Consider the following 9,335-nt stretch of genomic DNA (forward strand, 5'->3'; position numbering starts at 1 on the left):
TCACTCTTCCAGGTTCTTGGCGAGGTCGTCCGCGCCGAAGGCATCCGGAAGCACCTCGGTCATGGTCTTGACGCCGCTTGCCGTGAGCAGCTGCATGTCAGGGCCACCGTTCTCCCACAGGAGCTGACGGCACCGTCCGCACGGCATCAGCGGCTTGCCGTGCGCGTCGACGCAGGCGACCGCGATGAGCCGTCCGCCACCGGTAGCGTGCAGCGCTGAGACCATTCCGCACTCAGCACACAATGCGACGCCGTACGCGGCGTTCTCGACATTGCAGCCGAGCACGACACGTCCGTCATCGACGAGCCCGGCCACACCGACCTTGAAGTTGGAGTAGGGCGCATAGGCCCGCCCCATCACCTCGGTGGCATAACGAGTGAGGGCGTCCCAGTCGACCGGGTCGCCTGGTCCCTTGATACCCAACGCCATCAGCCCGCACTGCCCTTTCGATAGGGCTTGCCATCGGCCGCGGGCATCCGTAGCCGTTGTGAGAACAGCGCCAGCACCAGAAGCGTCGTGACATACGGCGTCATGCCGGTCAGGTCCTCGGGGATCGAGTCGCTGAAGAAGTACCAGAGCCCGATCACGATGCCGATGCCGAGAGTGACGGCGCCGGCGACCTTGCGCGCCTTGCGGATCTGCCACACGGCCATCAAGACCAAAGCGACTGCGACAAGGAGCAGCAGTCCGTGGATCGACTCTCCACCGCCGCGCAAGCGCAGCGTGTCGGTGTAGCCGAAGAGTCCAGCGCCCGCGAGCAGACCGCCCGGCCGCCAGTTGCCGAAGATCATGGCCGCAAGGCCGATGTAGCCACGACCGCCGGTCTGTCCTTCGCGGAACGTGCTGGATGCGACCAAGGCCAAGAATCCGCCACCGAGACCGGCGAGACCGCCCGAGATGAGTACGGCGATGAACTTGTAGCGAATGACGTTGACACCCAAGGACTCCGCTGCAGCCGGGCTCTCCCCGCAGGACCGCAGCCGCAGGCCGAAGGACGTACGCCACAGGAGCCAGAACGTGAGACCGAACAGCAGCAGACACAGCACGGTCAGGATCGACAAGTTGGTGACCAGCGCACGCAGCACCGCCGCGACATCGGAAACAACAAACCAGTCCTTGCCCTCAATGTCGCCCAGCGGGTCGGACAGCGCCGTGACAGTGAACTCTGGCAACTTGTCGATGCTCGGCGACTGGGTCTGGCCACCACCAGGCACTCCGGTGAACGCAAGCGCGGCAAGGTATTGCACCGCGCCGAGAGCGATGATGTTGATCGCGACACCCGAGACGATGTGGTCCACCCCGAAGATCACGGTGGCGACGGCGTGCAACAGGCCACCGGCGGCGCCGAGCAGGATCGCCCCCACGACGCCCTGCCAAGGGCCATAGAAGTAGCCGAAATAGCCCGCGCCGAACGTGCCGAGGATCATCATGCCCTCGAGACCAATGTTGACGATTCCGGCCCGTTCGGACCACAGGCCACCGAGACCGGCGAGCCCGATCGGGATCGCCGCAACCAGGGTTGCGCGCAGCGTGCCGGACGAGGCCAAATCGTCCGCACCGGTGATCACCCGCAGGGCAGAGAACAGCACCAACAGGGCAGCCAGTCCGATCATGACCCAGCCATAGCTGAGCTTCTTGGCAGCGGCCGGAGCGGCTGCAATCGCGTCAGTAACGACACTCATGCGGATGCCCCTTCCGTCGCGGGTTCGTCATCCAAGGCGCTCGACACCCGGCGTTGCTCAATGCGCACGCCATAGCGGCGGACCACCTCGTACGCGATGACCACCGTGAGCACGATCGTGCCCTGGGTGATCTTGACGATGTCCGGAGAGACGTCGAGCAGGATCTGGAGCGGGTTGGACTGCTCGTCGAGGAATGCAAAGAGCAGGGCTCCCAGTGCGATGCCGATCGGATGGTTGCGACCCAGCAGGGCTATCGCGATACCGGCGAAGCCGAGACCCGACTGGAACGTCGAGCCGTAGGCATAGTCGTTGCCGAACAGCAGCGGTAGACCGACGAGCCCAGCCGCACCACCAGACAGCAACATCGAGATGATGATCATCTTCTTGACGTTGATGCCGCTCGATACGGCGGCGGTCTCCGAGGCACCGGTGGCCCGTAGGTCGAAGCCAAAGCGTGTCTTGTTGATGATGAACCAGTAGGCGAAGCCAACTGCGACTGCCAGCAGCACCATTCCGTACACGGTCGCGGGAACGTCACCGAACAGGGTGAAACCGCCGATGCGGCTGCCCTCCGGGACTTCCTTGGTTGCCGTGATGTTGCTTCCCGGATTCTCGACAGCAGCCTTGCGCAGAAGGTAGGCCACGAGAGCGGTCGCGATGGCATTGAGCATGATCGTCGAGATGACCTCGCTGACGCCGCGAGTGACTCGCAGCAGCCCGGCTATGCCTGCCCAGGCCGCTCCGACCAGCACAGCGGCGACCATTGCGAGCGCTGTGTTGAAGTAGCCCGGCAGCCATCCCTCGCCAGCCACGACCGCGGCCGCGAAGGCAGCCACCCGGTACTGACCGTCGACGCCGATGTTGAAAAGGTTCATCCGGAACCCGATCGCGACGGCAACCGCAGACAGGTAGTAGACCGTGGCGGAGTTGATGATGTTGACGTAGCCGCGATGCGTGGGGAAGCTGAGGATCTGGCCCCACACGCCACCCACGTCGTCGCCAGCCAGGATGAGCACCAAGCTGGTGATCAGGAACGCAGCGAGCAGCGCAAGGACAGGTGCCCCGATCGCCAGCGCGAGCTTGGTGTTGCGTGGACTCTTCATGCCGTCATTTCCGAACAAGAACTTGTTTGCTCGCAGTCGCTCGCTCATGCATCCGCTCCTGTCATGGCCGAGCCAAGCATTGCTGGCGTCACTGTCGCGGGGTCGAACTCGCCGACGAGCTTGCCGCGGAGGATGACCCGGATCGTGTCGGAGAGCCCGATCAGCTCGTCGAGGTCGGCGGATATCAGCAACACGGCGAGCCCATCGCGTCGAGCGCGCTTGATGTGGCTCCAGATGGCGGCCTGGGCGCCGACGTCGACGCCGCGCGTCGGGTGGGATGCGATCAGCAGCACCGGGTCGCTCGCCATCTCGCGACCCACGATGAGCTTCTGCTGATTGCCCCCTGAGAGTGCGCGGGCGAGCACGTCGATGCCGGGCGTGCGTACGTCGTACTCCTCGATGATGCGCTGGGTGTCCTTGCGCGCCGCGGCTCGATCGATCAGCGGCCCGTTGACGTTGGGCTCGCGAGTCTGGTGGCCGAGGATCCGGTTCTCCCACAGCGGCGCGTCAAGCAGCAGTCCGTGGCGCTGTCGATCCTCGGGGATGTAGCCGATGCCGGCTTCGCGGCGATCGCGCGTCGACGCGTGCGAGAGGTCTCGCCCGCCCAGCGCCACGACACCCGTGGCGCCATGACGAATTCCCATAATCGACTCGACGAGCTCGGCCTGACCGTTGCCCTCGACCCCGGCGATCCCAAGGATCTCGCCAGCGTGGATTGTCAGGCTGATGTCGGTCAAAAGTGCGCGACTGGGACCAGGAAGGTTCATGTCCTTGACCTCGAGCACCACACGATCTGTCACTGTCGACGTCTCGGTGCTCGGGTTGGGCAGCTCGGAGCCGACCATCATCTCGGCGAGCTGGCGTGAGTTGACCGACTTGGCGTCGACAGTGTCGATCGTCGCGCCGCGGCGGATGACGGTCACCTCGTCGGCGACCGACAGAACTTCATCGAGCTTGTGCGAGATGAAGATGACGGCGAGGCCCTCTGCCTTGAGGTCCCGCAGATTGTCGAACAGCTCGTCGACCTCCTGTGGGACAAGTACGGAAGTGGGTTCGTCGAGAATGATGATCTTGGCGCCGCGATAGAGGACCTTGAGAATCTCGACGCGCTGGCGGGCACCGACGCCGAGATCCTCCACGAGCACATCCGGATCTAAGTCAAGACCGTATGACTTCGAGATCTCGGCAATGCGTTTGCGGGCACCGTCACCGATACCGTGCATCTTCTCGGCACCGAGCACGACGTTCTCGAGCACCGTGAGGTTGTCGGCGAGCATGAAGTGCTGAAACACCATTCCGACACCGGCAGCGATCGCATCGGCTGGCGACAACAGGGTGACCTGTTTGCCATTGACCTCGATCGTCCCGGAATCAGGCTTCTGGACGCCGTAGAGGATCTTCATGAGCGTCGACTTGCCTGCACCGTTCTCACCCACGATGGCGTGGACGGTTCCGGCACGCAGGTCGATGTTGACGTCATGGTTGGCGACCACGCCGGGGAAGGTCTTACCGATGTCGCGCAGCCGGACCACGATGTCCTGGCTGGTGATGGTGCTGTTCACAAATTCACCTCTGGTCAGGGAGACGGCAGTGGCCCGGGTCCACACGCTACGCGAGGACCCGGGCCACGTCAGTAGATCAGGGTGCCGTCGGAACCTTGATGGTTCCGTCGATGATCTGCTGCTTGTACTCGTCGAGCTTTTCCTTGATGTCGTCGACCGCTCCACCGGTAGTGGAGTAGCCAACACCGTCGACCTTGAGGTCGTACGTGGTCGGACCAGTCGGGACGTTGCCGCCGTCGACTGCCTCAAGGAACGCGAACACCGCAACGTCGATGTTCTTGAGCATCGACGTCATGATGACGTCCTTGACCGAGTCATCAGCGGTGAGTGCCTGGTCGGAGTCAACACCGATCGCCTTGGTCTTGGCGGCCGTGGCTGCCTCGAACACGCCGCCGCCTGAGCCACCAGCAGCTGCGTAGATGATGTCGGCGCCACCGTCGTAGATGCCCTCTGCCGCAGTCTTGCCCTTGGCCGGGTCACCGAAGCCGCTGAAGTCCGGCGGCTGCGTCAGGTAGCGAACGTCAACCTTGATGTCGGGATTGACGGCCTTGGCGCCAGCCTCGAAGCCAGCCTGGAACTTCTGGATCAGCGGAACTTCCACACCACCGATGAAGCCGACGTGGTCCTTCTCGGACTTGAGTGCGGCAGCAGCACCGACCAGGAACGAACCCTGCTCCTCTGCGAACAGCAGGTTGGCGATGTTCTTGCCCTCGACTCCGTCATCGACGATGGCGAAGTTGACGTCAGGGTTTGCCTTGGCGACCTTGGCGACGGATGCCGAGTAGGCGAAGCCCACGGCGATCACGGGGTTGTAACCGGCATCGACGAGCTGCTGCAGGCGGCCTTCACGAGCCGACTCGGCCTCGCCGTCCTGAGCTTCAGCCGTCTTGGCGGAGAAACCGAGGTCACAGGCGGCCTTGTCGAGGCCCTTGGCTGCCGAGTCGTTGAACGACTGGTCGCCGCGTCCGCCGACGTCGAACGCCATGCCGACCTTCTTGTCAGGGTCGACCTTGACGCAGTCGCCCTTCGACGACGTGTCATCGTCGCCGTCACTGTTCTTTCCGCAGCCTGCTCCAGCGAGCACGAGTGCGGCGACACCGGCAATAGCGGTGGCCTTCGTCAATCGACGCAAAATTCCTCCTTGGTACGAGAGCCGGGACCCCGGCACCGTTCGACCCTAGTGCGCGATTAGTCGGTTCGGCAGGGGCTCAGAGATATTGGCGGAGTCGATACCGATTTGTAACCTCCGGCTGAAAGAAATCAGGTCACTGCGGCGCAAGCGAGGACCTTCGCCCCTATCGCGATGGCGCGCTCGTCGACTCGAAAATTGCCCTGATGGAGGTCGTATGTCGGACCGTCGGGCGTACGTGTGCCAAGTCGTCCCATCGCACCGGGCACAGCTTCGACGTACCAGGCAAAGTCCTCACCGCCGAGGCTCTGGGTTGTTGTTGCGACCGCGCTCGGACCCACAGCCTCGGTCACGGCCTGACGCAGGACTTCGGTCGCCCGGAAGTCGTTGACGACCGGCGGTACGCCGCGTACGTAGGTGACGTCGGCACTCACCCCGAACGGTTCGATGATGTCACTGATCAGCCCGCGCACGAGGTGCTCGGCCTGGTGCCATGCCGCAGCGTCGAGCATGCGCAGCGTGCCGGTCAGCTCGCCGGTCGACGGGATGACATTGGCGGCGTTGCCGGAGTGGATGCTTCCCCACACCATGCTGGCGCCGGCCCGCGGATCAAAGCGACGCGACAGAACTGCAGGGAGCTGCGTGACGAGGCTTCCAAGCGCGTAGGTGAGGTCTTCGGTGAGATGCGGTCGCGAGGTGTGACCGCCACGGCCGCTGAGGACGACATGGATGCGGTCGGAGGCGCCGGTGATCGGTCCTTCACGCAGGCCAACGTGACCGACGTCGAGTGAAGGATCGCAATGCAGCGCGAACACTCGGCTCACACCCTTGAGGGCACCAGCGGCGAGCACCTTGAGCGCGCCACCGGGCATGGTCTCCTCGGCCGGCTGGAAGATCAGGCGGACGCGTACGGGAAGCGGCTCGACGGCATTGGCTTCTGCGAGCGCGACACTTGCCCCAAGCAGCGATGCAACGTGAACATCGTGTCCGCAGGAGTGCGAGACGCCGTGAGCGCTGGACTTCCACGGATCCTGTGACGTGTCCTCGACCGGCAGTGCATCGAGGTCGGCGCGCAGGGCGACGATTGGTCCTTCGTCAGGCCCGACCTCGGCCATCAGTCCAGTGCCTTCGAATCGTTCGTAGGGAATTCCGAGCTTGTCCATCCACGACGCGACGACATCCGTCGTACGTTCTTCGTGCCACGACAGCTCGGGAAACGCGTGCAGGTCACGACGCACTTCGATGAGGTCGGGCGTGACGACCTCAATCGAGCGGGTAAGCGATTCTGCAAGACGCATCCGCTCAGGATATCGCTGCCACCTTCCATTGACCCAAAATGCTCTGCCGCGTGGACAGATCTGGATAGCTTCCGGCCATGGACGGGATCCTTGATCTATTCGACGGCGCGAAGGGACTGGCGATCATCGCTGTGCTCGTGCCGATCGGCGGATTCGTCCTGTCGGTGGTTGCCCGCATCGTCCTGGGTCGCGTCATCGGCGGACTGTTCGGCGGCCTGTCGAGGTTCGTGCTCGACAAGCCGATCCCTGCAGCCACGCTGAAGTCCACTCCCACGGACGGCACGATCACCCTGCGGCAGATCATGAACGGTCAGCTCGGCCAGCTCACCGAAGCTCCCGCCGATCCTACTGACCGGATCAAGGTGCTCGAAGAGCTGCATGCGCGGGGCGGCATCTCAGCCGACAAGCTGTCCAAGCTCAAAGCTGCCATCGCCTCCGGCGACTGACTTCCCGGTGCGGTCACGCTGCCGCAGGAACCAGATAGCAGCGAGGCCAATACCTAGCCCTGTGGCGACTCCCGTCGAGACGAGCGCGACGCGTGCGCCGAACTCCTCACCGAGCCATCCCACGATCGGCGCAGTCAAGGGCACGCTGCCGATCGCCAGCATCAAGAAGATCGAGGCGACCCGACCCCGCATCTCCGGCGCGGAGGTCAACTGCACCAGCGCGTTGGCACTCGTGATGACCGTCAGGACACTGAGCCCGAGCAGGGGAAGCACCAACGCGTACGTCGTGAACGTCGGCATCAGGCCCGAGACAGTCTGGAGGACTGCGAACAGCATTCCCCCGCCGACGACAAGCCGAAGGCGAGGCCGCGCGCGCCGGGCAGCAAGGAGCGCGCCGAAGAACGAGCCGACCGCCAGTACCGAGCCGAGAATGCCGAACTCCTGAGCACCCTTGCCGAATTCGTCGGTCGCCATCAGGGCGCTGGTGATCTGGAAGTTCATGCCGAATCCGCCCAGGCACAGGACGCACGCCAACACCAGAACGAGGTCGGGTCGGGTACGGACGTACGCGATGCCCTCTCGAACTGCTCGAGACCGTCTGGAGATCAGCGCCGTCGGTGTCAGGCGCTTCACGTCCATCACCTGGAGGGCAAGGAACGCGGCTGCGTAGCTGGCGGCATTGAGTACGATCACCCAGCCCGTTCCCACGACACCCGCACCGAACGCCGCGATGAGCATCCCAGCGACGCCAGGACCGATCAGTCGACCAGCGTTGAACGATGCCGAGTTGAGTGCCACTGCATTACCGAGATCCTCGCGGCCCACCATCTCGGCCACGAATGCCTGACGTGCCGGCGCCTCGAGGGCGCGTCCGATGCCGAAGACAAACGCGAGCACGTACACGTGCCAGGCCTGCACGACTCCGGTGACGGCAAGGACACCAAGGATTGCGGCCGGAACAGCCATGCCGACCTGCATGATTCGCAGCACGGTTCGCTTGGGGAACTGATCGGCGATGACACCGCCGATCGGCGAGAGCAGGAGCGTCGGCAATAGTTGCAGTGCCACCGTGATGCCAAGTGCAGAACCGCTTCCCGTGAGCACCAGCACCAGCCACGCCTGGGCCGTGTTCTGCATCCATGTGCCGATGTTGGAGATGAACGAGCCGATCGCGTAGATGCGGTAGTTACGCACGCGAAGCGCGCGGAAGGTGGGGCTCACGCAGACGCCAGTCCTTCCAGCAGGTCTGCTGCCTGGCGAAGCACCGCTCGCTCGTCGGCCGTGAGGTCGGCCAGCCGATGCGCCAGCCACTCGTCGCGTCGGGCGCGCTCCTCGGCGAGCACGTCCTCGCCCTTGTCCGACAGGGAAATGAGCACCTGTCGACCGTCGTCGGGGTGCGGATCCCGGGAGACCAGGCCCTCGTCTACGAGGCAGTTGAGTATGCGGGTGACCGAGGGCGGTTGTACGCGCTCGTGAGCGGCGATCGCGCTGGGCGTCGCCGGTCCGAGCTTCATGATCGAGCCCAGCACCGACAGCTGGGTCGCGGTCAGGTCAGTCTGACGCTCCTGGCGGAGCCGACGGTTGAGTCGCGCAACCGCGCGCGCAAGGCGTTGAGAGTCGTTCGGCATATAGTTAGCATAACTTATTACCTTGGCTAACTAAAATCCTCGCTCGAGGACGGATCGAGCGGCAGATCAGGCCTTGGTCTTCTTCTTGCGACGGATCATCGGGTCGAACTTCAGGTCGACGACACGTTCCTTGAGCGGGATGAGTGCGTTGTCCGTGATCTTGATGTGCTCGGGGCAGACCTCGGTGCAGCACTTCGTGATGTTGCAGAAGCCCAGGCCGTGGTCGTCCTGCGCAGCAGCCTTGCGGTTGACGCCCTGTTCGGCAGCGGCATCCAGCGGGTGCATGTCGAGCTCGGCAACGCGCATGAGGAAACGTGGGCCCGAGAAGGCCGGCTTGTTCTCCTCGTGGTCACGCAGCACGTGACAGGTGTCCTGGCACAGGAAGCACTCGATGCACTTGCGGAACTCCTGCGAGCGCTCGACGTCGACCTGCTGCATGCGGTACTCGCCCGGCTTGAGGCCCTCCGGCGGTACGAATGCGCGGACC

The 9,335-nt window shown here is 64.1% G+C and carries 10 protein-coding genes; 1 reads left to right on the forward strand and 9 read right to left on the reverse strand.

Annotated features, from left to right (window positions below):
• The 6 genes from V6M39_RS11815 to V6M39_RS11840 all read right to left on the reverse strand — a co-directional run bounded on the left by V6M39_RS11815 (window position 1) and on the right by V6M39_RS11840 (window position 6,774).
• The gene (locus V6M39_RS11815) at window positions 1-429 is read right to left on the reverse strand and encodes a cytidine deaminase (RefSeq protein WP_332644019.1); all 429 of its coding nucleotides are present in this window, start codon (window positions 427-429) and stop codon (window positions 1-3) included.
• Window positions 429-1,682, reverse strand: a complete 1,254-nt coding sequence (locus tag V6M39_RS11820; RefSeq protein ID WP_332644020.1) for an ABC transporter permease — start codon at window positions 1,680-1,682, stop codon at window positions 429-431. Before V6M39_RS11820 ends, V6M39_RS11815 begins: the two co-directional genes overlap by 1 nt.
• Window positions 1,679-2,785 carry an ABC transporter permease gene (locus V6M39_RS11825; RefSeq protein ID WP_332644021.1) on the reverse strand — a complete coding sequence of 369 codons (1,107 nt, stop codon included), beginning with the start codon at window positions 2,783-2,785 and terminating at the stop codon, window positions 1,679-1,681. Before V6M39_RS11825 ends, V6M39_RS11820 begins: the two co-directional genes overlap by 4 nt.
• 44 nt (window positions 2,786-2,829) lie before the next feature.
• The gene (locus V6M39_RS11830; protein WP_332644022.1) at window positions 2,830-4,347 is read right to left on the reverse strand and encodes an ABC transporter ATP-binding protein; all 1,518 of its coding nucleotides are present in this window, start codon (window positions 4,345-4,347) and stop codon (window positions 2,830-2,832) included.
• Between the two features lie 76 nt (window positions 4,348-4,423).
• Window positions 4,424-5,470 (reverse strand): BMP family lipoprotein, encoded by a 1,047-nt coding sequence (locus tag V6M39_RS11835; RefSeq protein ID WP_332644023.1) that lies wholly within the window; start codon window positions 5,468-5,470, stop codon window positions 4,424-4,426.
• Window positions 5,471-5,607: 137 nt separating this feature from the next.
• The gene (locus V6M39_RS11840) at window positions 5,608-6,774 is read right to left on the reverse strand and encodes an amidohydrolase (RefSeq protein ID WP_332644024.1); all 1,167 of its coding nucleotides are present in this window, start codon (window positions 6,772-6,774) and stop codon (window positions 5,608-5,610) included.
• 77 nt (window positions 6,775-6,851) lie between these two features.
• Here V6M39_RS11840 and V6M39_RS11845 point away from each other — a divergent pair, with 77 nt between their 5' ends.
• Window positions 6,852-7,220 carry a hypothetical protein gene (locus V6M39_RS11845; RefSeq protein WP_332644025.1) on the forward strand — a complete coding sequence of 123 codons (369 nt, stop codon included), beginning with the start codon at window positions 6,852-6,854 and terminating at the stop codon, window positions 7,218-7,220.
• Here the strand turns inward: V6M39_RS11845 and V6M39_RS11850 are convergent.
• The 3 genes from V6M39_RS11850 to V6M39_RS11860 all read right to left on the reverse strand — a co-directional run.
• Complete coding sequence (locus tag V6M39_RS11850) at window positions 7,170-8,441, reverse strand: MFS transporter (RefSeq protein ID WP_332644026.1); 1,272 nt, start codon at window positions 8,439-8,441, stop codon at window positions 7,170-7,172. The two genes, V6M39_RS11845 and V6M39_RS11850, sit on opposite strands and share 51 nt — an antisense overlap.
• Window positions 8,438-8,848: a MarR family winged helix-turn-helix transcriptional regulator gene (locus tag V6M39_RS11855; RefSeq protein WP_332644027.1), complete on the reverse strand. Its 411-nt coding sequence runs from the start codon at window positions 8,846-8,848 to the stop codon at window positions 8,438-8,440. The genes V6M39_RS11850 and V6M39_RS11855 overlap by 4 nt, the downstream gene beginning before the upstream one ends.
• Window positions 8,849-8,914: 66 nt before the next feature.
• On the reverse strand, window positions 8,915-9,335 hold a 421-nt coding region (locus V6M39_RS11860), incomplete at its 5' end, for a 4Fe-4S dicluster domain-containing protein (RefSeq protein ID WP_332644028.1).

Source organism: Aeromicrobium sp., from assembly GCF_036675695.1.
GTDB lineage: Bacteria > Actinomycetota > Actinomycetes > Propionibacteriales > Nocardioidaceae > Aeromicrobium.

Excerpts from the sequence above, each read along its gene's own strand:
- V6M39_RS11825 (WP_332644021.1), bottom strand. The coding sequence starts at position 2,785 with ATGAAGAGTCCACGCAACACCAAGCTCGCGCTGGCGATCGGGGCACCT.
- V6M39_RS11815 (WP_332644019.1), bottom strand. The coding sequence starts at position 429 with ATGGCGTTGGGTATCAAGGGACCAGGCGACCCGGTCGACTGGGACGCC.
- V6M39_RS11855 (WP_332644027.1), bottom strand. The coding sequence starts at position 8,848 with ATGCCGAACGACTCTCAACGCCTTGCGCGCGCGGTTGCGCGACTCAAC.
- V6M39_RS11845 (WP_332644025.1), top strand. The coding sequence starts at position 6,852 with ATGGACGGGATCCTTGATCTATTCGACGGCGCGAAGGGACTGGCGATC.
- V6M39_RS11840 (WP_332644024.1), bottom strand. The coding sequence starts at position 6,774 with ATGCGTCTTGCAGAATCGCTTACCCGCTCGATTGAGGTCGTCACGCCC.
- V6M39_RS11820 (WP_332644020.1), bottom strand. The coding sequence starts at position 1,682 with ATGAGTGTCGTTACTGACGCGATTGCAGCCGCTCCGGCCGCTGCCAAG.